Annotated in this window: 24 protein-coding genes; 12 read left to right on the top strand and 12 right to left on the bottom strand. The window is 67.0% G+C overall.

All coding sequences use genetic code 11. The features are described from left to right. Positions 1-171 precede the first annotated feature (171 nt). Genes LuPra_RS24720 through LuPra_RS24705 form a run of 4 tightly spaced genes read left to right on the top strand, consistent with a single transcriptional unit; the run spans position 172 to position 4,602 of the window. Positions 172-1,608 (top strand): O-antigen ligase family protein, encoded by a 1,437-nt coding sequence (locus LuPra_RS24720; RefSeq protein WP_110173232.1) that lies wholly within the window; start codon positions 172-174, stop codon positions 1,606-1,608. After that, entirely contained in the window at positions 1,605-2,396 is a 792-nt protein-coding gene (locus LuPra_RS24715) for an FkbM family methyltransferase (RefSeq protein ID WP_110173231.1), read from the top strand. The genes LuPra_RS24720 and LuPra_RS24715 overlap by 4 nt, the downstream gene beginning before the upstream one ends. A 14-nt stretch (positions 2,397-2,410) precedes the next feature. Further along, positions 2,411-3,340 carry an NAD-dependent epimerase/dehydratase family protein gene (locus LuPra_RS24710; RefSeq protein WP_110173230.1) on the top strand — a complete coding sequence of 310 codons (930 nt, stop codon included), beginning with the start codon at positions 2,411-2,413 and terminating at the stop codon, positions 3,338-3,340. Positions 3,341-3,345: 5 nt separating this feature from the next. After that, a complete protein-coding gene (locus tag LuPra_RS24705) occupies positions 3,346-4,602 on the top strand; it encodes a glycosyltransferase family 4 protein (RefSeq protein ID WP_110173229.1) in 1,257 nt (418 codons plus the stop codon). Here the strand turns inward: LuPra_RS24705 and LuPra_RS24700 are convergent. The 12 genes from LuPra_RS24700 to LuPra_RS24645 form a co-directional block, all read right to left on the bottom strand. Then, complete coding sequence (locus LuPra_RS24700) at positions 4,580-5,365, bottom strand: glycosyltransferase family 2 protein (protein ID WP_237050673.1); 786 nt, start codon at positions 5,363-5,365, stop codon at positions 4,580-4,582. The genes LuPra_RS24705 and LuPra_RS24700 overlap by 23 nt on opposite strands. Then, positions 5,358-6,026 (bottom strand): methyltransferase domain-containing protein, encoded by a 669-nt coding sequence (locus LuPra_RS33445; RefSeq protein ID WP_110173227.1) that lies wholly within the window; start codon positions 6,024-6,026, stop codon positions 5,358-5,360. The genes LuPra_RS24700 and LuPra_RS33445 overlap by 8 nt, the downstream gene beginning before the upstream one ends. After that, on the bottom strand, positions 6,023-7,102 hold the full coding sequence (locus tag LuPra_RS24690; protein ID WP_110173226.1) for an NAD-dependent epimerase/dehydratase family protein: 1,080 nt from the start codon (positions 7,100-7,102) through the stop codon (positions 6,023-6,025). Before LuPra_RS24690 ends, LuPra_RS33445 begins: the two co-directional genes overlap by 4 nt. A 120-nt stretch (positions 7,103-7,222) precedes the next feature. Beyond that, positions 7,223-7,831 carry a D-glycero-alpha-D-manno-heptose-1,7-bisphosphate 7-phosphatase gene (locus LuPra_RS24685; protein WP_110173225.1) on the bottom strand — a complete coding sequence of 203 codons (609 nt, stop codon included), beginning with the start codon at positions 7,829-7,831 and terminating at the stop codon, positions 7,223-7,225. Then, positions 7,821-8,441 (bottom strand): D-sedoheptulose-7-phosphate isomerase, encoded by a 621-nt coding sequence (locus tag LuPra_RS24680; protein ID WP_110173224.1) that lies wholly within the window; start codon positions 8,439-8,441, stop codon positions 7,821-7,823. The genes LuPra_RS24685 and LuPra_RS24680 overlap by 11 nt, the downstream gene beginning before the upstream one ends. Positions 8,442-8,520: 79 nt before the next feature. Continuing rightward, positions 8,521-9,603: an NAD-dependent epimerase/dehydratase family protein gene (locus LuPra_RS24675; protein WP_110173223.1), complete on the bottom strand. Its 1,083-nt coding sequence runs from the start codon at positions 9,601-9,603 to the stop codon at positions 8,521-8,523. After that, positions 9,600-10,469, bottom strand: a complete 870-nt coding sequence (locus LuPra_RS24670) for a DUF3108 domain-containing protein (RefSeq protein WP_110173222.1) — start codon at positions 10,467-10,469, stop codon at positions 9,600-9,602. The genes LuPra_RS24675 and LuPra_RS24670 overlap by 4 nt, the downstream gene beginning before the upstream one ends. A gap of 61 nt (positions 10,470-10,530) precedes the next feature. Further along, on the bottom strand, positions 10,531-12,126 hold the full coding sequence (locus LuPra_RS24665; protein WP_110173221.1) for a class I SAM-dependent methyltransferase: 1,596 nt from the start codon (positions 12,124-12,126) through the stop codon (positions 10,531-10,533). Between the two features lie 10 nt (positions 12,127-12,136). Next, positions 12,137-12,922 (bottom strand): thiazole synthase, encoded by a 786-nt coding sequence (locus tag LuPra_RS24660; protein ID WP_110173220.1) that lies wholly within the window; start codon positions 12,920-12,922, stop codon positions 12,137-12,139. Continuing rightward, positions 12,907-14,346, bottom strand: a complete 1,440-nt coding sequence (locus LuPra_RS24655) for a hypothetical protein (RefSeq protein ID WP_157899620.1) — start codon at positions 14,344-14,346, stop codon at positions 12,907-12,909. Before LuPra_RS24655 ends, LuPra_RS24660 begins: the two co-directional genes overlap by 16 nt. 40 nt (positions 14,347-14,386) lie before the next feature. Next, positions 14,387-14,587 (bottom strand): sulfur carrier protein ThiS, encoded by a 201-nt coding sequence (gene thiS, locus LuPra_RS24650; protein ID WP_110173218.1) that lies wholly within the window; start codon positions 14,585-14,587, stop codon positions 14,387-14,389. A gap of 123 nt (positions 14,588-14,710) precedes the next feature. Beyond that, the gene (locus tag LuPra_RS24645) at positions 14,711-16,630 is read right to left on the bottom strand and encodes a glycosyltransferase family 4 protein (protein ID WP_110173217.1); all 1,920 of its coding nucleotides are present in this window, start codon (positions 16,628-16,630) and stop codon (positions 14,711-14,713) included. 241 nt (positions 16,631-16,871) lie between these two features. On the opposite strand from LuPra_RS24645, the gene LuPra_RS24640 reads away from it, so the two are divergent. From LuPra_RS24640 to LuPra_RS24605, 8 genes are all read left to right on the top strand, one after another. Further along, positions 16,872-17,234, top strand: a complete 363-nt coding sequence (locus LuPra_RS24640; RefSeq protein WP_110173216.1) for an NADH-quinone oxidoreductase subunit A — start codon at positions 16,872-16,874, stop codon at positions 17,232-17,234. 45 nt (positions 17,235-17,279) lie between these two features. Next, positions 17,280-17,756: an NADH-quinone oxidoreductase subunit B gene (locus LuPra_RS24635; RefSeq protein ID WP_110173215.1), complete on the top strand. Its 477-nt coding sequence runs from the start codon at positions 17,280-17,282 to the stop codon at positions 17,754-17,756. Between the two features lie 5 nt (positions 17,757-17,761). After that, positions 17,762-18,355 (top strand): NADH-quinone oxidoreductase subunit C, encoded by a 594-nt coding sequence (locus LuPra_RS24630; protein WP_110173214.1) that lies wholly within the window; start codon positions 17,762-17,764, stop codon positions 18,353-18,355. A 196-nt stretch (positions 18,356-18,551) separates the two neighbouring features. Continuing rightward, positions 18,552-19,733, top strand: a complete 1,182-nt coding sequence (gene nuoD / locus LuPra_RS24625) for an NADH dehydrogenase (quinone) subunit D (RefSeq protein ID WP_110173213.1) — start codon at positions 18,552-18,554, stop codon at positions 19,731-19,733. Beyond that, a complete protein-coding gene (gene nuoE, locus LuPra_RS24620) occupies positions 19,730-20,335 on the top strand; it encodes an NADH-quinone oxidoreductase subunit NuoE (protein WP_110173212.1) in 606 nt (201 codons plus the stop codon). Before nuoD ends, nuoE begins: the two co-directional genes overlap by 4 nt. 2 nt (positions 20,336-20,337) lie before the next feature. Continuing rightward, positions 20,338-21,636: an NADH-quinone oxidoreductase subunit NuoF gene (gene nuoF / locus LuPra_RS24615; protein WP_110173211.1), complete on the top strand. Its 1,299-nt coding sequence runs from the start codon at positions 20,338-20,340 to the stop codon at positions 21,634-21,636. Between the two features lie 12 nt (positions 21,637-21,648). Continuing rightward, on the top strand, positions 21,649-22,692 hold the full coding sequence (gene nuoH, locus LuPra_RS24610; RefSeq protein WP_201792166.1) for an NADH-quinone oxidoreductase subunit NuoH: 1,044 nt from the start codon (positions 21,649-21,651) through the stop codon (positions 22,690-22,692). Positions 22,693-22,696: 4 nt separating this feature from the next. Further along, the gene (locus LuPra_RS24605; protein ID WP_110173210.1) at positions 22,697-23,212 is read left to right on the top strand and encodes an NADH-quinone oxidoreductase subunit J family protein; all 516 of its coding nucleotides are present in this window, start codon (positions 22,697-22,699) and stop codon (positions 23,210-23,212) included. Positions 23,213-23,228: the final 16 nt, after the last annotated feature.

Raw genomic sequence — 23,228 nt, 5'->3', positions numbered from 1 at the left:
GCACGCGACCCGACGCCGTCGAGCCGCGACGTCGGCGGAGTTGTGTCCGTGTTGACGCCGCCGCGGACGCTGCGGTACCGTCCAACGGCCGCTCCTGTGCCGTGGCGAAGGGGGCGCCGCGCCGCGCAACTGCGCGGTGCCCTCGCTTCACCCTGCAAACAGTAGCCAGACATGCATCCCGAGACTCACGCCCGACTCGACCCACCTGTGGCTTCAGGCAAGCAGCTGCGGTTCGCGAGTCGCATCGACGGCCTGACGTTCGCGTTCTACGTGACGCTGTGCCTGTCGCTCGTGCTGTACGTCTACCGGGTGGCAGTGGCGGGAGTGAACCTGTCGCTGTACCGCGCCGTCCTGCTCGGCTGGCTGGCCTATCTCGGCGTCGACGTGCTGCGCGGACGGGTACGGCCCGAGCGTCGCTTCGGGCCGTTCCTCGCGGTCGCGTCGGCAATGGTCGTGATCAACGTCATCGACTTCGCCAGCCTGCAGGGCTTCCCGGACCTGCGGCGCGACATCATCCACCACCTGCTCAATGTGACTTTTGCCGGGCTGGTGCTGGTCTACGTCGACACCCCGGAGCGGCGTTTCGCGCTGCTGCGCGCGTTCATGGTGTCGTCGCTGCTGACAACGGCGATCACGCTCTACTCGGCGTTCTATGATCGGCTGCCGGTCGAGTCGCTGATTCGATCGATGGGGTCGACGCTCACGAAATCACAGACCTACATCAGCGACGACCTGTCGTTCGAGCGAGCCACGGCTGCCTTCTTCGACCCGAACTTCTACGGCATCTACTCGCTGCTGGTGCTGCTCGTCGTGATGTACCTCTGGCTGGCAGACCGACCGGCGCGGCACCTTGTCGCGTTCTTCGCGCTGAATCTCGTCTGCCTGTCGCTGACGCTGTCGAGGACCGCTGTCGTCGGAACTCTGGCCGCCCTCGGATTGAGCTTCCTGCTGGCGCGCCGCAGCCGCGTCTTTTCCGTCGTGTCGGCGGTGGCCGTGGTGGCCCTCCTTTACGCGGCGACATCGGTGCAGTCGCACGCGGTGCGGCAGTCGCTACGGCGCGAGATCGAGCAAATCACGAGTTCGACGCCCGACAGCCAGACGGCCTCGAAGGGCGGGCGCGAAGGCCGGGACGCCGGCGACTCGCACGGGACCTCGGTCGTGGGGAGCGTCGGGGCGGTGGCGGAGGTGACCTCGGTACGAGTAGCCGACGGCAAGAGCATCGAGGGTCGGCTCGATCACATCCGCCAGGGCTGGCGGGTCTTCCAATCGAGTCCGGTCTGGGGCCACGGCAGCGCTGCACTCCTCGGCAAACACACACGCTGGGCCTCGGCACATGTCAGCGTCCTCACGTTGCTCGCCCGGTATGGTGTGCTCGGCACCGCCGTTTACATGGTCTTCCTGTTGTGGCCGCTGTGGATGATCTGGCGCCGAGGTGCACCCGCGAGCGATCGCTACTTCGTGACCCTGGTGACCGGCACCCTCATGGTCGTGTACCTGGGCTACGATATCCTGCTCTTCTTCGAGCTGCAGTACCTCTTCTTCGGTGTGACCTGGGGCATGGCGACCGACGCCTGGTGCAGCCCGCCCCCGACGGTGGTCGCTGCATGAGTCTGGCGACAAAGCTCGCCGGACTGCGTCAGATCTGGCGCTTCGACAACCGATGGTTCCTGCTGGTCCAGCGGCTGCTCTTCCGCCGCGAGTCCCTGGCGATCTACCGCCTCGGCCGGCTGCGCGTGCTCGTCGATCACGATGCCGGTGATCAGAGCGGGGCTCCCGAGGTGATCACCACGCGGATGTACGCCGACCACCTCGCGCACCTTGCATCGACGACGCCGGTCACCCTGCTCGACCTCGGCGCCAACGCCGGCGGCTTCCCGCTGTTTCTTGCCCATCATGGCGTCCCGCTCGCCCGCGTCGTCTCGGTGGAACTGAACCCCCGGACGTGCATCCGGCTGCGCTACAACCTCGAACGCAACCTCGATTGCCCCGTCGAGGTGCGCAACGCCGCACTCTGCGGCACGCCGGCACGGTTCGAACTGGCCCTTGGCGAGGGCGGTGTCGGCGACAGTCTCTATGCCGCGTCGTTCAACAGCACCGGTACGACGACGGTGGTGATGGGCGAGACGTTCGACGCGCTGTTCGAGCGGTATTACGGCGGGCAGACGGTCGACATCTGCAAGATCGACGTCGAGTTCGTCGAGTACGACGTGCTGGCCCAGCCCGGGCACGAGCGCCTGTGCAACTGCCGCCTGATCGTCATCGAAATTCACAACAAGCCCGGCCACTCGCCGCGTGAGGTCGCCGACGCGATCGTGGCGCTGGGTTTCGACGAGTTGCCGCGCGGCAGCGATCCCGACGTCTACCTGTTTCGCCGCCGCGATGCGGCTCGCGCGTGAGGACGCCTCCGAACATGGCCAGAGCACTCGTCACGGGCGGTGCCGGTTTCATCGGCTCCAACATTGTCCGGCTCCTGCTCGAGCGCGGCCACGAGGTCGTCGTCCTCGACGACCTGTCCTCGGGCCACCGCAGCAACCTCGACCCGTTCCCGCAGATCCGGTTCGTCGAAGGGGACGTCCGCGACGCCGATGCCGTGCATTCGGCAATCGACGGGTGCGAGGCGGTCTTTCACCTCGCGGCATCGGTCGGCAACACGCGCTCGATCGAGCATCCCCTCGACGATTCGGCAATCAACGTCCTCGGCACGCTCACGGTCCTCGAGGCGGCGCGCCGTCTTGGCGTACGCAAGCTCGTCTTCTCCTCGTCGGCGGGCATTTTCGGCGAGCTCAAGACGGTGCCGATTCGCGAAGATCATCCCGCCGAGCCCGACACACCGTACGGCGCGAGCAAGCTTGCTGCCGAGAAGCTGTGCCTGGCCTATGCCAAGTTGTACCCGCTCGAGTGCGTCTGCCTCCGGTACTTCAACGTCTACGGCGTCAACCAGCGGTATGACGCGTACGGCAACGTCATTCCGATCTTCGCCCACCGCATGTTGCGCGGTATGCCGCTCACCGTGTTTGGCGACGGCGAGCAGACGCGAGACTTCATCAACGTGGACGATGTCGCCGAGGCGAATTACCGGGCGGCGATGAACGGCGGCGTCTCAGGGGCGTTCAACCTGGGAAGTGGCACGCGGGTGACGATCAACGCGCTGATTGCATTGATGGCCGAGGCCTCCGGCGAGCCGCCCACCGTCGAATACGCCCCGGCTCGCCCGGGAGACGTGCGCCACAGCCTGGCCGACGTCTCGGCGGTGCACGACAAGCTCGGCGTCAGGCCCGCCGTCGTGCTGGCCGACGGGCTCCGACGCTACCTGGCCTGGGCACGCGCCGCCGGCGTCTGACCGCCATGGCGCACGTGCTCATCCTGAGCCTCGTCTTCCCGCCCGACAGCGTCTCCACCGCCCAGATCATGGGCGAATTGGCCATCGACCTCCGCGCCCGTGGCCACACCGTGTCGGTCGTCACGACCACGCCGCATTACAACCGGGATGCGGCCGCGGAGGCCGCACAGCCGCTCACCCCGACGTGGCTCGGGCTCGTGTATCGGAGTCGCCTCGGCGACCTCCCCGTGTGGCACACCGTGATGCCACGCAAGACCGCGTCCATCCCGCGGCGCCTCGTGGCCTGGGCGCTGTTCCACGTTCTCAGTCTCATCGTCGGCGTCGCCGCGCTGCGTAAGGTCGACGTCATCGTCGCGCCGTCGCCGCCGCTGTCGATTGGCCTGGTGGCCTGGCTGCTCGGGCGCTGGCACCGGGCGCCGTTCGTCTACAACGTGCAGGAGATCTATCCGGACATCGCCATCAACCTCGGCGCCATCCGTAACCCGACGCTGATCCGGATCTTGTTCGCCGTCGAACGCTTCGTGTACCGGCGCGCGGCGCGTGTGACGCTGATCGCCGAGCGCATGCGGGAACGGCTCCGCGCGAAGGGCGTGCCCGACCAGCAGCTGGCGGTGATTCCCAACTTCGTCGACGTCGAGTTGCTGAGCGTCGTCGCCGCACCCAACGGTTTCTCGCGCGAGTTCGCGCTCGATGGCCGATTCGTCGTCAGCTATGCGGGCAACATCGGCCCGGCGCAGGGCCTCGAGAGCCTGCTCGACGCCGCGACGCTGCTCGCCGACCTGCCCGAAGTCGTGATCGCGCTGATTGGCGACGGCTCGCTGGCATCCGCGTTCGCGGAGCGTATCCGGCGCGACCGCCTGGAGAACGTCCGGCTGATCCCCTATCAGCCGTTCGCACGCGTCCCCGAAATCTACGGTGCTTCCGACCTGTCGGTGGTGGCGCAGGCGGTGGCGACGGGTGCCGACGCCGTGCCGTCGAAGCTGTATCGGATCATGGCCTGCGGGCGCGCCGTCCTCGCCGTTACCGACCCCCGATCCGACGTGGCAGCGCTCGTGACCGATACCGGGTGTGGTTACGTGGTGCCGCACGGCCAACCCGTGGCAATTGCCGACGCCGTCCGGCAGGCCCTGGCCCATCGCTCGACACTGTCGGCGATGGGTGAGCGCGGCCGCTCCCGTGTGCTCGCGGAGTTCGAGTGTCGTGTGGTGACTGCCCGTTACGACGCGCTGCTGCGGGACGTCATCGCCGAACATCGCCGCTGACGCGGCCTGATGCATCTCCGGAGCGACGAGAATAGTCGCCGCGCGACAGCACCTTCTCGAGCCAGACGTACAACACGATGAAAAGATATCGGCTCCCCATCTCCTTGAGTTTCAACTTCGACACGCCGGTCGTGCGGTTGTACCAGTTGATGGGCACCACGGTATACGAATAGCCGCGCACGATGGCCTTCAGCGGCAGTTCCACGGTCAGGTTGAAGTGCTTGCTCAGGAGCGGCTGGCAGCCGGCGATCACCCCGCGCCGGTAGCACTTGAACGCGTTGGTCGTGTCGTTGAGGCGCAGGCCGAAGAGCAGCCGGATGAACGTGTTGGCAAGGCGGTTGAGCAGGAGTTTGTGCCGGGGGTAATCGACGACCTTCGCACCACGGACGAAGCGCGACCCGAACACGCAGTCGAACCCTTCCGACAATCGCTGGTAATACGTCACGACGTCGGCCGGATCATCGGAGGCGTCGGCCATCACGATGCAGACCGCATCGCCGTTGAACTGTTCGAGCCCTGCGAGCACGGCATGACCGAACCCGCCCGGCCGCGGGTTCTCGACCCGTCGCAACTCGGGCAGTTCCTCCGACAGGCCCGCCAGCACTTCGGCCGTCCCGTCGGTGCTGTGGTCGTCGACGACCACCAGTTCGAACGGGATGCCCTCGGCGCGCAGCCTGGCCGAGAACGCGCGCAGCGTCGGCGTGATGCCCTCGGCCTCGTTGTGCGCGGGGATGACGAGCGACAACCGGGTCGCGTCAGCCACGGGGCGTCGCGATGAAGAAGCTCTGTTGTCCGAAGATTCGCCACACGGGAGGGATCTGCAGATACAGCTTGAGCAGCGCAATCGAGTTGGGCAAGCGGCCCTGCGTCGTGAATGGCAGGAAGCGCCCGAGCAGGTACTGCACGGTGAACCCGGTCGTCTCGAGTGCCTCCGACAGGCTGCGTTCACAGAGCGGCGTGATGTGATCGAAAAACTGCCAGTAGTCTTCGCGGCAGTACCTGATGTTCGGCTGCAGGATCAGGAACTGCCCTCGCGGCGTCAACACGCGCCTGACCTCGCGCAGTGTGGCGAGAATGTCCTCGCGGGTCAGGTGCTCCAGGAAGTTGCTGGCAAAGACCACATCGGCGACGCCGTCGTCGAGAGTGGCCATGCGCGAGGTCGACGACAGGATCACCTCGACGTCGGCTCCAGCATGCCGCCGCGTGTCCGGGTTCAGGTCGACGGCGATCTTGCGGCGGGCGCGGATGTTGTTGATGAACTCGCAGTAGCCGGCGCCGATTTCGACCACCGTGGCGGTCTCCGACACGTGACGCTGGAAGAACCCCCTGCAGAGGACGCCCCACATCTCTCGCCGGAAGGCCAGCGTGTCGGCGAAGCGCCGTTCGTAGATCGACTGGACGTCCACGCCGCCGGCTGCGGTCATCGCGTCGCGCCCGCGTGCCAGCGTTCCACGTTCTGGTCGTGGATGTCCCGCAGTAACGCCGTCAGGTCGTATTGCTGCACCCACGCTGGGTAGTGGCGGCGGAACTTGCCGATGTCGCTCACATACCAGATGTGGTCGCCGACGCGGTTCTGCTCTTCGTACGACCAGGACAACGGCCGCCCCGCGATCTCCTGGCAGAGCGCGATCGCCTCCAGCATGGAGCAGTGCGAGAACCGCGACCCGCCCATGTTGTAGACCTCGCCTGCGTGCGGTGCGTCGATGAACGCGTGGAACGCGCTGACAAGGTCGGCGCTGTGGATGTTGTCGCGAACCTGCTTGCCCTTGTAGCCGAAGACGCGATACGGCGTGCCGGTGACCGTGCACTTCATCAGGTAGGCGAGGAAGCCGTGCAGCATGGTGCCCGAGTGGTGCGGGCCGGTGAGGCAACCGCCGCGGAAGACGCCGGTCCGCATCCCGAAATACCGGCCGTACTCCTGCACCAGCACGTCGGCCGCGACCTTCGAGGCCCCGAACAGCGAATGCGTCGACTGGTCGATGCTCATCGACTCGTCGATGCCCTCCGCGAATGGGTGCCCCGGGTCGATCTCCCAGCGCGTGTCCTGCTCGATGAGGGGCAGCCGGTTCGGCGTGTCGCCGTAGACCTTGTTGGTGGACGTGAACACGAACACTGCGTCGGGGCAATGCGTCCGGCACGCCTCGAGCATGTTGAGCGTGCCAGTGGCGTTGACGCTGAAGTCCGTGAACGGCTCGCGCGCGGCCCAGTCGTGCGAGGGCTGCGCGGCCGTGTGGATGATGACGCGAATGCTGTCGCCGTAGCGGTCGAACAGCGTCATCAACGCATCGGCGTCGCGGATGTCGATCGCCTCGTGGACGTACCGGCGACCATGCCGTCGCTCGAGTTCGCTCTTTTGCCAGGAAGTCGAGGCGTCGTCGCCAAAGAACCGGCGACGCATGTCGTTGTCGATGCCGACGACGTCGAACCCGCGGGCGACCAGGGAATCGACGGCTTCCGAGCCAATCAGGCCGGCTGAGCCGGTGATAAGGGCCACAGCCATCGGGAGAGTGTATCGCGCGGCATCGGCCGATCAAAACCCGTCGACGGATGCGTCGACCCGGGTGGCGAATCGCGCGCGAGGCTCATCATGACGCGCCGAAGGCCATGGCCATGGGTCGACTTATGGGCAGGCTCGCCTGACGAGCGCACGGTCCCCGTACACTGGGGGGCTCCACCCGGCGTCCTCCCGCGTGCCGAGATCGACGGCGAGGTCGCGCAGCGTGGCCAGGCGCGTCGCCCGCCCGGCCGGCTCGTCCGGACTCAACAGGTAGAGGCGCGGCACACCCGCCGCCATCCCTGCCTCGATATCGGTCGACTTGTCGCCGACGAGGACGGACCGCGTGACATTCAGCGACAGGTCCTTGGCGGCTCGCAACAACATGCCAGGGGCAGGCTTCCGGCATGGACACTCTCCCCGGTACGCACCGATGCCGTCGACCGGGTGGTGTGGACAGTAGTACACGGCCGAGAGCTGGCATCCCTCATCGGCAAACGCCTCGGCCACCCACTCCATGAACAGCCTGAAATCGGTTTCGCTGTAGAACCCGCGACCGATCCCGGCCTGGTTGGTGACGATGACGAGCGCGAGGCCGGCGCCGTTCGCCGCGCGCCCAAGCTCGAAGATGCCGTCGACGAACGTGCAGTCCTCGGGGCGGGACACGTAGCCATGGTCGACGTTGACGACGCCGTCGCGATCGAGGAACAGGGCCGCGGCGCCCTCAGGCGCCATCGGCACACATCTCCCGTTCGATGAGCGCGCACAAGGTGTGACCGATGACGATGTGGCCCTCCTGGATGTGCGGCGTGCGAGAGGACGGTGTGCGCAGGGCGACGTCGCACGAATCGGCAAGCGGCCCTCCAGTGCCGCAGAGCGCGATGGTCGTCACGCCAAGCGCCCTGGCGGCCGCCACGGCCGCCAGCACGTTCGGCGAACGCCCTGACGTCGAGATCGCAATCAGTACGTCACCCGCCACCGCGAGCGCCTCGACCTGGCGAGCGAACACGCGCTCGTACCCGTAGTCGTTGCCTATCGCGGTGAGGATCGCCCCGTCGGTGTTGAGTGCCAGCGCCGCGAGGGCCGGACGATCGAAGTTGAAGCGCGACACGAGTTCACCGGCGAGATGCTGCGCGTCGGCGGCACTGCCGCCATTGCCGGCAAAGATGAGTTTGCGGCCGGCCCGAAGCGCATCGACGCACGACTGGGTGGCCACGGCCAACGACCCGATCAGCACGTCGTCGCTTGCCACCGCCGCGATCACCGCGCTCGATTGCGCGAATGCTTCACTGATCGCTGCGCCGTGTCGCGCCACGGCCTTCGCACTGTCCACGTGCCTGGTCATCTGCGCCTCCTGGTTGTGGTGTGGGGACGTCCTCCGTTCACTGTACAGGCCGTCCAGCCTTGATCGACAGCGACTCGCATTACCCCGCCTGGATGCCGGCCTGCTCGAGTTGCGGAGCGTGCGCAACCATCCAGTCGTACAGGTCGCGCATCACGTCGGTGGCAGTGCGCCGAGGCGCCCAGCCCGTGGCGGCAGTCACGCGAGTGTTGTCGGTCACGTACAGCTTGATGTCGGCGACGCGCGTGTCCGGATTGGGTGTGATCGTGATCCGCCGGCCCGTGATCTTCTCGCACACCGCCGTGGTCTCGCGCAGTGACAAGCTGCACGCGCGGCCGCCGCCGGCATTGAACATCTGCCCGTCGAGTGTTTCGAACGCAGTGACCTGCGTCACGACCAGATCCGCCAGATCGTCGATGTGCAACAGGTCGCGCACCTGTTTGCCCAGGCCGTTCCAGCCGTTGTACGTGAGCGTCCCGCCCTTGAGGTGACGGGCCATCCAGAGTGAGAAGACACCCTGGTCGACCTTGCCCATCTGCCATGGGCCGGCAATCACTCCGCACCGATTCACGAGCGTCCGCAGGCCGAACGCCTCGTGATACTCGGCGATCAGCAACTCCGATGCGAGCTTGGTCGCCCCGTAGATCGAGCGTGTGCCGTGCAGGGGGAAAGCCTCATTGATCCCTGCCCGTGACACTCCGGGCAGCGTCTGCGCGCCGGCGATCTCGAAGCGCGTCTCTGTTTCGTCGGTACGGATGTCGTTGAGGGCCGCGATCGGATACACCCGGCTCGTGGAGAGGAACAGCACTGCCGCGCCAGCCTTGCGCGCCAGTTCGAGGCAGTGAATCGTCCCCACCAGGTTGGTGTCGACCACGTAGCTCGGGTCGCCGTCGTAGCCAGCCAGCACCGATGGCTCCGCCGAGCACTCGAGCAGCAGGTCCAGTTCGCGTCCGAGAGGGGTCAGGTCCGCGGGGTTCCGGATGTCGCCGTGCACGAACGCGACTCCGGCGGCGCGCAGACGTGCCAGGTTCAGCTCGCTGCCACGGCGGCGCAGGTTGTCGAAGGCGGTGACGGCCGCATCGGGCCACGTCTGGCGGGCACGGAGCGCGAGACCGGACCCGACGAAGCCGGCTCCGCCAGTCACCAGCACGCGGCGCGGATTCACCGGGCGTCCTTGAGCGTCAGCACGAACGTGCCGACTGGCAACTGCGCCTGGATGCGCACCGGCAGGCGTCGTGCATCGTCGGAGATCCACACCGCCATGCCTCGTCCGACGACCTGACCCCTGCTGTCGCGAATGGCCGGCACGATCTTCCAGGCCGGGAGCCCGCCGAGCCCGGTCGGGATGGTCTCCTTCGCGCCGACGTTCAGCGTGACGCGATAGAGATACCCGGAGTCAGCGACCGCGAAGGAACTGCTCGCCCCGGGCGCGAAGGTCATGGTGCGCATCGCCGTCAGGGCCGACAGGCCGTCGTGGGTCGGGCCCGGCAACGCCTGGTCCTGCGTCATGGTCGTGGCCGTGCGCATCTGGAACGTCGCGGCGCGTTTGGCCTGGTCGAACTTGGTCTCCTTCATCCGCTGCCGGCCGTTCTCCTGGCTGAAGACCGAGCCTCGCTGCGGGAACAGCGTGTAGGCGTCGACGAGCGTGTCGGCCTTGTAGTACACCGCGTACAGCTTCGAGAGCAGGCTCGTCGGCTGCCCCTCGGCGACGAGGTAGTAGGCCGTCGATCCGAACGACGTCCGCTTGTCGCGCACGGTCAGCGTCGCCGAGCCGGCGGTGAGCGTATCCGACCACGAGACGTCGTAGGTCAGCATCTCGCCGGGCTTGAACGGCACGACCTTCTCGGGACCCGCCGGGCGTGTCGCCGCAGCGGGCGCAGGGGCGCCCGGCTTGTTCGGCGCGGGCGTTCCGGGCTTGGGCGGTGGACCCACCGGACCGCCGAGCCGTGAGGGTAGACGCTGGGCTCCGAGGGCCAGGGCAAGAGGGCCCACGAGGGCCAGGACGGTCAACAGGGCACGGTGCTTCGTCATCGTGGATTGGCTCGAGCCCGGGGACGGGCTGAACCAGAAAGTATAGACGCCTGCCTGATCCCTACGGCTTCCTGGCGACGACCGCGTAATCGAGGTGCGTGAACAACAGGCTGTTCAGCTTGTCGACGTTGGCGTTGACCGCGTAGTGCCACGCGTCTCCGCCGGGAACGTGCTGCAGCTTGTGCGCATCCGGGTACGGTGATCGGTACTGGACGTCGACCTGCGGGAAGCCACTGGCACGGACGAAATAGGCGAGCGTGTCGGGATGCAGCGGCCGGACGTGCGTGATGTCGCGCACGTAGCTCTGGAAGAACGCGAACCAGCACGCGACGTTGACGGTTTCGAGCACGAGAACGCCGCCCGACCGCAGCACGTCGCCGGCGCGCTGCAGCAGGCACACCAGGTAATCGGGCTCGAGATGCTCGACGACCTGTGCCGCGAAGATGCCGCCGAGGCTCTCGTCGGCGAGCCCCCGCAGGTAGCCGAGCGCGTCGCCCTCGCTGGCGTCCAGCCCGCGCTGCCGGCACACCTCGACCATCTCGTGGTTGATGTCGAGCCCTCGTGCGCGCACGCCCTGGTGCCGCAGCAGGTCGAGGAACTCGCCGCGTCCGCAGCCGATGTCGAGCACATCCTGCTGTGCGGCAAACAGCGGCACGTAGTCCTGCAGCCGCTCGCGGATCACGGTGGCCGATCCGCGGAACTGGTCCTCGAACCCGACGTACTTGAACGACTCGATGCCACCGGCGGCGAACGAGTTGGTCGAGGTCGTCGCTGGTAGGGCCGGCTCTCCGAGCCGGCCATGTCCACCTGAAGCACTCACCGGCTCAGGGTCGCCCTCGCATGGCGCGTGCGACTGTTGGACGGGCGGCGATGGACGGCTCGGAGAGCCGTCCCTACCGTCATCCTCCGGTACCCGTTCGACCAGATGCTCCACCTCGCGCTTGAGCGTCTGCGTCGCGCGAGTGATGACGCCGAGCGATTGCGCGAGCTGGGCATGGGCCGCGTCGAGGGCGCCAACACGCGCCTCGTAGCGTCGCTCCCGCACCGCCAGCATTTCCAGGCGACGGTTCAACTCGTCGCCAACACCGCTGATGGCGCCGCCCGGGCCAACGGTGCGGTGATGCAGTGTCTCGACGGCCTCACCCACGTCCTCGACGCGCCGGGTCGCGAGCACGTCGAACTCGTAGTCCTTGGAATCCACGTACGGCGTGATCTGCTGCAGGTACACGATCAGCGCGGAGTGGAACGTCGCCAGTCGTTCGAGCTCGATCCGCACCGTCTCGATCAGCGCGACCTGGCTGTCGCGGACCGAGCGTCCACCGGCGACGTTGCGGTTGATGTGATCGACGAGCGCGGCGTTGAAGGCTTCCTGGCGTGCGAACAGCGGCTCCACCAGCGCCCAGAGCGGACGGAGCAGGCGCCCCTTGAGCCCGCCGGGCAACTGCAGGGCGCCGACGACCTTGAACTGTTCGTTGAGAGGCGTGACCTGCGTCTCGTCGGGCGCCGCCGACGGACGCGGCATCGTGGCAGCGCCGGGCAACGCGGCATCCAGCGCCGACAACGCGGCGTTGTAGGCGGCGTCGGCTTGCTCGCGCGCGGCCTTGACGCGTGCGAGATGTGCCTTGTCGACCGAGCGGGTGAAGCGGACGTCGGACATGCGCGCCCGATTATGCGCGCGACGCGGCGTGAATCGTGCCGGTCAACGGGCTGCTCGCCGACCCGTACCGGCGCTTCGGCATACGGCCGGCGAGGAAGGCGAGTCGGCCAGCCGCCACCGCGTGCTTCATGGCCTCGGCCATCAGGACCGGCTGCCCGGCGGCCGCGATGGCCGTGTTCAGCAGGACGGCATCTGCGCCGAGTTCCATCGCGATCGCCACGTCGGAGGCCGTGCCGACACCGGCGTCGACCACGACCGGCACCCTGGCGAATTCCTTGATGATCGAGATGTTGTTCTGGTTCTGGATGCCGAGTCCGGATCCGATCGGGGCCCCGAGCGGCATCACGGCCGCGGCGCCGGCATCTTCCAGCTTGCGGCACGCGACCGGGTCGTCGGTCGTGTACGGCAAGACCACGAACCCTTCCTTGACCAGGACCCTCGTGGCCTCGATGAGCGCCTCGTTGTCGGGCAAGAGCGTGACCTCGTCGCCGATCACCTCCAGCTTCACCCAGTTCGAGAGGCCGGCCTCGCGCCCGAGGCGTGCCGTCCTGATCGCGTCGGCCGCCGTGTAGCACGCCGCCGTGTTCGGCAGGATGAACAGCGACGGCGCGATGTAGTCCATCAGCGACGTGCCGCTCTTGTCCGAGAGGTCCACGCGCCGGACGGCCACCGTCACGACCTCGGCGCCCGATGCCGCATGACACTGGGCCATGACCGGGTGCGACGGGTACTTGCCGGTCCCGACGAAGAGCCGGGAGGTGAACGTGCGGTCAGCGATGGTCAGCGTGTCGGACATGGTGAACGTTCTGGCCGGAGGGCAGGTCGGGCGGCGTACCAGCAACAGGCGGCCGACAACAACGGCAGCAGCGTGAAGCACAATGCCGGCACGACGCGAGGCAACTCGGCAGCCGAATGGCGGATGATGCTGAGGATCAGCGCGTCGTCAAGAACGGCACCGCGTGTCCCGCGCACGAAGAGCGCGATCTCTCGCAGGTCATCAGGATAGGCATACCAGAAGTACCGGGTCGTCTCGAGGATCCCCAGCCACATCGCCGTCAGGACGGCCACTGTCCACAGGAGCGCAGTGCTGCCGTGACGCATCCGCAGTCCGTTCAGTCCGCAAGCCATGACCGCCGCTCCCGGTGCCAGCATCGGCAGTAGCCATCGCCCCTGATGGATGTCCTGCGTGCCGAGCAGGACCTGTCGCACCGAGGGTTGAATGAGGCACATCGCGGCGCACGTCCCCCACGCGAGCACCAGCGCCGGACTGACGCGCCGCGACGCGTGGGTCAGCCGCCATGCCCCGCCGACCAAACCCCCGCACAGAAGGACGAAACCGATCGAAGCCGCGGTCGGTGAGACCAGGAGCGAACTTGCGCCGAAATTTCCCAAGGCGGTCCAACTGCTCGCGAGCATCGAACCCAGTTGCGATAGCAGGTCATCCAGAACAGCTTGTCCAAACGAGACGGATGACAAACGCCCTGCGCGCGCCCCCTCCATCGCCAGGTACGGTGAACGGAACCAGAGCAGGCCAGCGGCCGCCGCGAGTGCGGCAGCAGCACCGAGCAATGGCACCCGTTGCCACGCTGCGCGCTGCCAACCTGACGCCGAGGGGGTGCGTAGCACGAGGACCAGGACAGGCAGAAGCAGGATGAAGGCCGTCGTGTCCTTCCAGGCATACGCCGCGAGGGCCGACGCCAACAGGATGGGTACGTCGCCCCACCACGATCTCCTCAGCAATAGTCGGGTTCCAGAAACCAGAGCGATGGCACTGAAGGCGTTGGCCCACGCATCCGGCGTCACGGCGCCGGCATGGGTCGCGGCAATCGGGTGCGCCGCGACGAGGAGGCCCGCCATCCAGGCATCGGCATCTCGACCCGTGAGCAGGCGGGCCAAGGTCCACGCCGAGGCTGCGATGATGCCCAGGGAGACGGCCTGAAGAAGCCGCAGCCACAGCAGCGATGCACCGTCGGCCCCCGCCTGACAGGCGCCTCGCAATTGCGTGGCGGTCACCGCCAGAAATCCCGGCTTGGTCGTGGCGGGAAGCTGGGGAAATCGGCCGTCGGGTGGAGCCAGACAGCGCCGCTCGGCCGTGGAGTCGGGGCCAGCCATGGTGGCCGCTTGTACCGTGCTCAGGTACACGACCTCGTCCGACACCTGGTACACCGGGCGAACGACGGCATGCGTCGAGCCGTGCACGACAGCGAGAAGGACAACCACGGCCAGGCCCGCCCGCCGTCGAGCCTGAGGGGCCACCATCCTACCCGCCGCCCACGAAGTTGACGACTTCGACGGCATCGCCGTCACGGACGACGGTGTCGGCGTAGGCGGCCTTCTTGACAACCAACTCGTTCAATTCGACGGCGACTCGGCGGCCGTCGATCTCGAGGCGCGCGAGCAGCGCCTCGACCGTCAGCGATTCCGAGACTTCATAGCGCTCGCCGTTGAGTTGAATCGTCAAGTCTCAAGCCTCAAGTCTCAAGCCTCAAGCCTCAAGCCTCAAGCCTCAAGCATGAGGCATCAGGCATCAATTTCGGTGCCCGGTGCCCGGTCTACGGCACCCGGTACCCGGTACCCGGTTGCTTCACCGAAGAATATCAACTTCCACGCCGAACGGCGCCGCCATGCGCCGGGCCCTCTCCGCCGGATCCGGGTGCAGATGCGGGGGCGCGTCGGCCGGCCACTCGGGGAGCGGGAGACCCGCGGCCCACTCCATCACACGCGTGTAGTCCCGCTGCATCCGGGCGAGCGTGTGGTGGGCCTCCCACCACGCTCGGGCACGCTCGCCGAGCGAACGGCGCAGATCGCTGTCGGCGACGAGGCGGCGCAGGGCCTGGCGGATCATCGCTTCTTCGTCGGCCAATTCGACCGATACCGCGACGGCGCGGGACGCGTCCGGCGGTTGGAACACGGACGCGGCGTCCGAACGGTCGTGTTTCAACTGCCAGTGGCGCGGGTCGATCGTCGGGACATCGACAATGCTGAGCTGGTCGGGCACGACGGTCGGCTTGCCGGCCGCCAGGCAGCGCAGCCAGGAGGCCGACGTCTCCCGTGCCGTGGGCCAGCGCAGGCAGAGGCACACATCCGCGCCCCGGAGTTCTGCCGCGAGCTGCTCGTCGTCCACGTAGCCGGTCACCTCGATCAGGTCGCGTGTCCCGGTGCGTGCCACGTCCTGCCACAGGGCATAGTGCTCGCCAATCTCGCCGACCAGCCTCAGCCGCACGTGCGGCGCCTCGTCCCGGATGACAGCCAGTGCCCGAAGAATCGGCAGGATGCGCTTTTCAGGCGTGATCACGCCAAACGCCGCCAGAACCAGGTCGGCCTTCGGCAGTCGGCCTTCGGCCTTCGCTTCAACGTCGGGGGGCGGGAGTCGGAAGTGGGGAGTCGCCGCCTGCTCCTCGGCGTACGACGTACGCCCGGCTCCCGGTGCCCGATTCCCGGTTCCCGGCCCTTCAGCGTTCAGCGTTCCACGTTCGACGTTCTCCCCGGTGCCCGGTGCCCGGAACCCGGTGCCCGGTGCTTCAGCGTTCGGCGTTCGGCGTTCGGCGTTCCCTTGCTGTAGCCGTCGAGCTTGCTCGACGGTCAGTGATCTTCCCGGCAGATCGCGCGTGCCGTCAGCGTCCGGCGTTTGACGGTCGGCGATATCCCCGGTACCCGGTACCCGGTACCCGGTACCCGGTGCGTCAGCGTTCGGCGTTCGGCGTTCGGCGTTCCCCTGCTGTAGCCGTCGAGCTTGCTCGACGGTCGGTGATCTTCCCGGCAGATCGCGCGTGCCGTCAGCGTCCGGCGTTTGACGGTCGGCGATTTCCCCGGTACCCGGTACCCGGTACCCGGTACCCGGTACTTCAGCGTTCGGCGTTCGGCGGTCGGCGTTCTCCCAAGGGTCCGGCACCCCCATCGATACCGTCGTGAGAGGCGCTTCCGGGAATTCCTCGGCGAGGGCCTGGCGCACTGGGTCGCTGTGCACCACCACGGCGCGGGCCCGCTCCAGGACGAGGCGCAGCATCGGCCACAGGTAGTAAGGCGACCCCTGCAGGCCTGCGACGACGAAATCGGCGACGCGCGGGTCGATGCCCGGGTGGTTGAAACGGAACTCGGCGCGATAGTCGTCGGCGCGGCGATCGGCGAGCAGCGCTTGTGCCCGGGCGTGATGGAGGGCCGCATCGTGCAGCACGACGAGTCCGGGCCAGCGCAGCAGGTACGGCCACATGAAGCGGTGGCACGCGGCGTTGCCGAGCTGATAGACGATGAGGTCGTACGGCGCGCGATCCTGCTGGACGGGGAAGTCGAAGGCCCGGTAGAGAGGCAGGTCGAAGGGTCCGGCCTGCGGGGCGATGCCGGGCCCGGCGCCCGCGTGCAGGCGTCCGCCGGCGGCGTGCCAGACCGGGTCATCCACGTACAGGTCCAGCTGGTGTCGCTCGCGTAAGCCGGCGAGCACATCCACGCTGTAGGCCGCGATGCCCGAATGGACGGGCGGCAACGGCGAGAACCAGGCGACACGCATCTGCAGGATTCTGCCCGATCCCGGGCGCGATTGCGGACCGCCGCGCGGCTCGCCGCGTCGCGATTCGTGCGCCGTCGTTTGCAGATGAGTGCGTTGCGGGCTAGCATCTACGGGTTCAAGTCTGGTCGGCGGACATGCCGACGGACGGGTCGAGCGGGGCGCGTGTGATGGGCACGCGCGGCCACGCTTGCGCAAACTTTCACAAGCGCCACCTCCGCCGCGCACGCGGCGACCAACTCGCATGGACGGCTGGCTTCCCATTCTGCTGCTGATGGCCTTCGGCTTCTCCTTCGCCGCGGGCAACGTGTTCCTGTCGCAGTTCCTGGGGCCGCGCAATCCGACGGCCGAGAAACTGGCGCCCTACGAATGCGGTATGCCGCCGGTGGGCGATGCGCGCGAGCGCATGTCGGTCCGTTTCTACCTGGTGGCGATGATTTTCCTGTTGTTCGACATCGAGGTGGCCTTCCTGTACCCCTGGGCCGTGGCGCTGCGCGAGCTGCGCTGGACCGGGTTCGTGCAGATCCTCGTGTTCTTCCTGATCCTCCTCTCCGGGTACGCCTACGTCTGGCGGAAGGGTGCCCTGGACTGGAATACCCAGGATTGATCGCGCCTCGCTGCTGCCGACCTGACCTGAACGGACCGCAAAGTCATGGCTGACATAGAGATTCCGGTACTGACCACGACGGTCGACAAGCTGGTGGGCTGGGCCCGCCGCTCGGCGATCTGGCCGGTCTCGTTCGGCTTGGCCTGCTGCGCCATCGAGATGATGGCGATGGCGGCCAACCGCTACGACGTCGCGCGCTTCGGCGCGGAGGTCTTTCGAGGGTCGCCGCGCCAGGCCGACCTGATGATCGTCGCCGGCCGCCTGTCGCGAAAGATGGCGCCGGCCCTGCGCCGCGTGTACGACCAGATGCCCGAGCCCAAGTGGGTGATCTCCATGGGCGCGTGCGCGTCGGTCGGCGGCATCTTCGACAACTACGCGATCGTCCAGGGCGTCGACCAGGTCGTCCCGGTGGACGTGTTCGTGCCCGGGTGCCCGCCACGGCCCGAGTCGCTGATCTACGGGATCGTCCAACTGCAGCGGAAGATGGCGCGCACGCCACAGCCGCTGATGAACTGGGGCTGATCGCCATGGACATCGCGACCCGATTGGAGGCGCTGCGGCAGGTCCTGCCGGACGTGGTGATCGAAGAGGTGCCATCGGTCGATCAGCCCGCCATCGCCGTACCGGCCGAGGCGATCGAGCGTGTGGCGCGCCAGTTGCGTGAGCATCCGTCGCTGCAGTTCCAGGTACTGGCCGAATTGACGGCGGCGGATTACTGGCCGCGGGAGCCTCGATTCGAGGTGGTCTACCACTTCGTCTCGATGGGCGCCGAGGCGCTCGGCTCCGGCGCGCCGCCGCCGCAGCGCCTACGCGTCAAGGTCCGCATCGGCGGCGAAGCGCCGATGATGCCGACGATCGTCCGCATCTATCCGAATGCCAACTGGTACGAGCGCGAAGTGTTCGACCTCTTCGGCGTGGCTTTCGACGGCCATCCAGACCTGCGGCGCATCCTGATGCCCGAGGACTGGGAGGGCTACCCCGCGCGCAAGGACTATCCGGTGCAGATCCACAAGGCGGTCGACATCGGACAGGCGTTGCAGGTGACCGAAGAGGAGTTCGTGCGCAACATCGAGCGGCAGAAGCGCGCCGCCGGGGTGAGCGCGGGCTTCGACGTGCAATGAACGACACCGTCAGCACACGTGCCTTCACGCCGTCGACGAGATGGCGGAACGCGCCGTGTGACGACATCGAACGCGCGCTCGCGGCCTGACCGCAGGCGTGCGGGCAGGCTGCAGACCTCAGGCTGCAGGCTGCACGTCAGTGGTGGAGCCTGAGTCCTGTCTCGTTGTCCGCAAGGCCGTCGCCTGTAGTCCAGATATGGCTGAAATCCGCACTGAAACGATGACGGTGAACATGGGGCCGCAGCACCCCGCCACGCATGGCGTGCTGCGCCTCGTCATCGAACTCGATGGCGAACAGATCGTGAGCGCCCAGCCCACGATCGGCTACCTGCATACGGGCATCGAGAAGACGGCCGAACAGAAGAAGTGGCAGCAGATAGTGCCGCTCGTCGAGCGCATGGACTACCTCGGGCCACAGTCCAATGCCCTGGCCTACGTGCTGTCGGTGGAGAAGCTGCTGGGCATCGAGGTACCCGAGCGCGTGCAGGAGATCCGCGTGCTCATCGCGGAACTGCAGCGCATCTCGAGTCACCTGGTGTGGCTCGGCACCCACGGGATGGAAATCGGCGCCATCACGATGATGATGTACTGCTTCCGCGAGCGGGAGTTGCTGCTCAACATCAACGAGATGCTGGCAGGCTTCCGCCTGTTTCCGAGCTACCTCCGCGTCGGCGGACTCCGCGAGGACCTGCCGAGCGGCTTCCACGACGCCGTCAACGCCTTCCTCGACCGCTTCCCCGGGAAGATGGACGAGTACGAGGGCATGCTGACGAAGAACTCGATCTGGCTCGGCCGGACGAAGGGCGTCGGCATCCTGACCAGGCAGGACGTGCTCGACTGGGGCCTGCTCGGCCCGATTGCGCGCGGTTCCGGCGTGAAGTACGACGTGCGCAGGGCGTTTCCGTATCTCACCTACGCGACCTACGACTTCGAGGTGCCGACGCAGCAGGTCGGCGACGTCTACGCGCGCTACCTGACCCGCGTCGCCGAGATGCGCGAGAGCTGGCGGATCTGCAAGCAGGCCATCGCGAGGATCACCCCGACAGGCGCCTGGGGCGTGGACGACCCGCGCATCGTGCCGCCGCCCAAGGACAAGGTCTATTCGGAGATGGAAGCGCTCATCCAGCACTTCCTGATCTACTCGCAGGGTTTCACCGTGCCCGCAGGCGAGGCGTACGTGCCCATCGAGGGCCCGCGCGGCGAGCAGGGCTTCTACGTGGTGTCGGACGGCGCCAACCGTCCCGTACGCGTCAAGTCGCGCCCGCCGACGTTTCTGGCGCTGCAGGCCTTGCCCAAGCTGATTGCCGGCGGCCTGATTGCCGACGTGATCGCGATAATCGGGTCGGTCGACGTCGTGATGGGAGATTCGGATCGATGAGTTTCCACCCGCAGATGCCCTACGGTGAGGGCTGGCACAAGAGTGAACGCTTCATCCCGGAAGCAGGGGCGGACTTCGCGTTCACGCCGGAACATCGCGCCCAGCTCGAGGAGCTGTGTACGCACTACCCGCCTGAGCGCCGCAAGTCCGCTGTGATCTCCGCGCTCTACATGGTGCAGGCGCAGCAGGGCCACATCACCGGCAATGCGATGCGGCACGTCGCCGAGGTGATCGGCTGCACGCCGGCTGACGTCGAGGACGTGGTCACCTACTACGTGATGTTCTTCACGAAGCCGGTCGGCACCTACGTGCTGCAGGTGTGCCGCACGTTGTCGTGTGCGCTCAACGGCGCGGAGAAGGTCACCGCCGAGTTGTGCAAGCACCTGCACGTGAAGCCGAACGAGACCACCGCCGACGGCATGTTCACGGTGATGGAGTTCGAGTGCCTCGGGGCCTGTGACCGGGCGCCCGTGATCATGGTGAACAACGAGCACTGGGCCGAGTGCCAGGGACCGGGCGACGTCGCGACCCTGGTCGACGGGCTGCGCGCGAAGGGTCTTGCTTCGCTGAATGGCTGCCATCTCGTGAAGGAGCGCGCCTGATCATGTTCGAACCGGTCCTCACGAAATACGTCAACGAGCCCGGGGGGCACACGCTGGATTTCTACGTCCAGCACGGCGGCTACCAGGCGCTGAAGACCGCGCTCGGGATGACGCCCGAGGCGATCGTCGACACGGTCAAGAAGTCGGGACTGCGTGGCCGCGGCGGCGCCGGCTTCCCGACCGGCCTGAAGTGGTCCTTCGTCCCCAAGGACAACCCGAAGCCGAAGTACCTGTGCGTCAACGCCGACGAGAGTGAGCCGGGCACCTTCAAGGATCACGTGCTGCTCGAGCGCAATCCGCACCTGCTGTTCGAGGGTTGCGTGATCGCGTGCCGCGCCATCGGCGCGAGGACCTGCTACATCTACATCCGGGGCGAGTTCTACCACCTGCAGAAGCAGATGGAGGCCGAACTCGCCAAGGCGCGCCAGGCCGGCTACGTCGGCAAGAACATCCTCGGCTCTGGCGAGGACTGCGACATCTGGATCCATCGCGGCGCCGGCGCCTACGAGGCCGGTGAGGAAACCGCGCTCATCGAGTCGCTCGAAGGCAAGCGCGCGCAGCCGCGCCTCAAGCCGCCCTTCCCGGCCGTCGTCGGCCTCTACGGCTGCCCGACCGTGGTCAACAACGTCGAGACGATCTGCAACGTGCCCCTGATCATCGAGAAGGGCCACGAGTGGTTCGCTGGCATCGGCCCCGACAAGAACACCGGCCCGAAGCTGTTCTGCGTCAGCGGCCACGTGAAGAAGCCCGGCGTCTACGAGGCGCCGATGGACACCACGCTGCGGCAGCTGATTTACGACTACGCCGGCGGCATCCGCGGCGATCGTCAGCTCAAGGCGGTCATCCCCGGTGGTTCCTCGACGCCCGTCCTGATGCCCGACAAGCTCGACACCCACCTGAGCTTCGACGGCATGGTGGCGGCGGGCTCGATGCTCGGCTCCGCGGCGATCATCGTCATGGACGAGACCACCAGCATGGTCTGGGTGGCCAAGAACCTGACCCACTTCTACAAGCACGAGTCCTGCGGCAAGTGCACGCCGTGCCGTGAAGGGGTGGACTGGCTGTACAAGATCCTCGACAAGATCGAGCGGGGTGACGGCGAGCCGCGGGACGTGGAGCTGCTGCTCAGCGTGTGCGACAACATCGGCGGCAAGACCCTGTGTCCCTTCGGTGACGCCGAGATCGCCCCGGTGCTGAGCACCATCCAGCATTTCCGCGGCGAGTACGAGACCTACATCCGGACGGGCGAGTCGCCCGTGCAGAGCGACTTCCGCGCGGCCGAGCCCGTCAGCGCGCACTAACGAGAAGAGCCCGTGCCGACGATCAGTTTCAGTCTCGTCTTCCAGCTGACGCTCATTGGCGTCGTCTTCTTCGCGCTGCTGATGTCCGCGGCGGTGCTCGTCTACTTCGAGAGGAAGATCTCCGGCTGGGCCCAGCAGCGCGTGGGTCCAAACCGTGTAGGGCCACTCGGTCTCCTCCAGCCCGTCGCCGACATCGTCAAGCTGATCTTCAAGGAGGAGCTGCGGCCGAAGGCAGCCGACAAGTTGCTCTTCTACCTCGCACCGATACTCTCGGCGACCACCGCGTTCGCGGCGTTCGCGGTGATCCCGTTCGGTCCGCCGACGACGTTCTTCGGGCTGCTGGAGAAGCCGGTCCCGCTGCAGGTGGCCGACCTCAACGTCGCGGTGCTGGTGGTGTTTGCCATCACCTCGATGGGCATCTACGGCATCGTTCTCGCCGGCTGGGCATCCAACAGCAAGTACTCTTTGCTCGGCGGTCTGCGCAGCTCGGCGCAGATGGTGAGTTACGAGCTGGCGTACGGGATGTCGCTCGCTTCGGTGCTGGTGATCGCGAATTCGCTGTCACTGCGCGACATCGTCGACGCGCAGGCCGGTGCCTGGTGGCTCTTCCACGTCCTGCCGGTGCCGAAGTGGTACGTGTTCCTCGCGCCCGTCGGCTTCTTCATCTTCTTCGTGGCCGGCATCGCCGAGACCAACCGGGCACCGTTCGACTTTCCCGAGGCGGAGCAGGAACTGGTGGCCGGGTACCACACCGAGTACAGCTCGATGTCGTTCGCGCTGTTCTTCCTGGCTGAGTACGTCAACATGGTGGTCGTCTCCGGCGTGGCGGTGAGCCTCTTCCTCGGTGGCTTCTACGTGCCGGGTCTGCCCGATTGGCTTGGGCCGTTGTGGTTCCTCGGCAAGATCGCGGCCCTGCTGTTCTTCTACATCTGGATGCGGTGGACGCTGCCGCGCTACCGGTACGACCAGCTGATGGACTTCGGCTGGAAGCGGCTGCTGCCGCTCTCGATCGTCAACCTGCTGGTGACTGCGGCCGGCGTTCTCTACTGGAGCTGAGACCGTGGCCCCCTGGCTCTTCTACCTGTTTGCCACCATCTCCATCGTCAGTTCGCTGGGCGTGATCGGCCAGCGGAACCCGATGTACAGCGTCCTGCTGCTGATCGGGTCGTTCATCTCGCTGGCGGGCCTGTATATCGGGCTCGATTCGCCGTTCGTCGCGGTGACCCAGATCGTCGTCTACGCCGGCGCGATCATGGTGCTGTTCCTCTTCGTGGTGATGCTGCTCAACGCGCCGCGAGAAGACGTCGCCCCCGGCGCACAGCTGCCGGTGCCTGGCGGCGTGAAGGTGTACGGCTCGTTGCTCGCGCTCAGCATGGGCACGATGCTCGTCTGGGCGCTCAGCCGGCTCGGCGCGATTCCGTTCGTCGAGGACCCACAGGCCGCCGCGCGTGTCGCCTCGGTGCGCGACATCGGCCTCATGCTCTTCCGCGACCACGCGTTCTCGTTCGAGGTCACCTCGATCCTCATCCTCGTCGCCATGGTCGGCGCCGTGGTGCTGGCCAAGAAGACCGTCTGAGGATCGACATCCGCCG

Source organism: Luteitalea pratensis, from assembly GCF_001618865.1.
Taxonomy (GTDB): domain Bacteria; phylum Acidobacteriota; class Vicinamibacteria; order Vicinamibacterales; family Vicinamibacteraceae; genus Luteitalea; species Luteitalea pratensis.
Note: the sequence above shows the minus strand (reverse complement) of the source record. Positions and strands in the feature narration are given on the sequence as shown.

Excerpts from the sequence above, each read along its gene's own strand:
- nuoD (WP_110173213.1), top strand. The coding sequence starts at position 18,552 with ATGGCTGAAATCCGCACTGAAACGATGACGGTGAACATGGGGCCGCAG.
- LuPra_RS24705 (WP_110173229.1), top strand. The coding sequence starts at position 3,346 with ATGGCGCACGTGCTCATCCTGAGCCTCGTCTTCCCGCCCGACAGCGTC.
- LuPra_RS33445 (WP_110173227.1), bottom strand. The coding sequence starts at position 6,026 with ATGACCGCAGCCGGCGGCGTGGACGTCCAGTCGATCTACGAACGGCGC.
- nuoF (WP_110173211.1), top strand. The coding sequence starts at position 20,338 with ATGTTCGAACCGGTCCTCACGAAATACGTCAACGAGCCCGGGGGGCAC.
- LuPra_RS24720 (WP_110173232.1), top strand. The coding sequence starts at position 172 with ATGCATCCCGAGACTCACGCCCGACTCGACCCACCTGTGGCTTCAGGC.
- LuPra_RS24630 (WP_110173214.1), top strand. The coding sequence starts at position 17,762 with ATGGACATCGCGACCCGATTGGAGGCGCTGCGGCAGGTCCTGCCGGAC.
- LuPra_RS24690 (WP_110173226.1), bottom strand. The coding sequence starts at position 7,102 with ATGGCTGTGGCCCTTATCACCGGCTCAGCCGGCCTGATTGGCTCGGAA.
- LuPra_RS24685 (WP_110173225.1), bottom strand. The coding sequence starts at position 7,831 with ATGGCGCCTGAGGGCGCCGCGGCCCTGTTCCTCGATCGCGACGGCGTC.
- LuPra_RS24715 (WP_110173231.1), top strand. The coding sequence starts at position 1,605 with ATGAGTCTGGCGACAAAGCTCGCCGGACTGCGTCAGATCTGGCGCTTC.
- LuPra_RS24640 (WP_110173216.1), top strand. The coding sequence starts at position 16,872 with ATGGACGGCTGGCTTCCCATTCTGCTGCTGATGGCCTTCGGCTTCTCC.
- LuPra_RS24665 (WP_110173221.1), bottom strand. The coding sequence starts at position 12,126 with ATGTCCGACGTCCGCTTCACCCGCTCGGTCGACAAGGCACATCTCGCA.
- LuPra_RS24645 (WP_110173217.1), bottom strand. The coding sequence starts at position 16,630 with ATGCGTGTCGCCTGGTTCTCGCCGTTGCCGCCCGTCCATTCGGGCATC.
- LuPra_RS24710 (WP_110173230.1), top strand. The coding sequence starts at position 2,411 with ATGGCCAGAGCACTCGTCACGGGCGGTGCCGGTTTCATCGGCTCCAAC.
- LuPra_RS24660 (WP_110173220.1), bottom strand. The coding sequence starts at position 12,922 with ATGTCCGACACGCTGACCATCGCTGACCGCACGTTCACCTCCCGGCTC.
- LuPra_RS24680 (WP_110173224.1), bottom strand. The coding sequence starts at position 8,441 with ATGACCAGGCACGTGGACAGTGCGAAGGCCGTGGCGCGACACGGCGCA.
- LuPra_RS24670 (WP_110173222.1), bottom strand. The coding sequence starts at position 10,469 with ATGACGAAGCACCGTGCCCTGTTGACCGTCCTGGCCCTCGTGGGCCCT.
- nuoE (WP_110173212.1), top strand. The coding sequence starts at position 19,730 with ATGAGTTTCCACCCGCAGATGCCCTACGGTGAGGGCTGGCACAAGAGT.
- LuPra_RS24635 (WP_110173215.1), top strand. The coding sequence starts at position 17,280 with ATGGCTGACATAGAGATTCCGGTACTGACCACGACGGTCGACAAGCTG.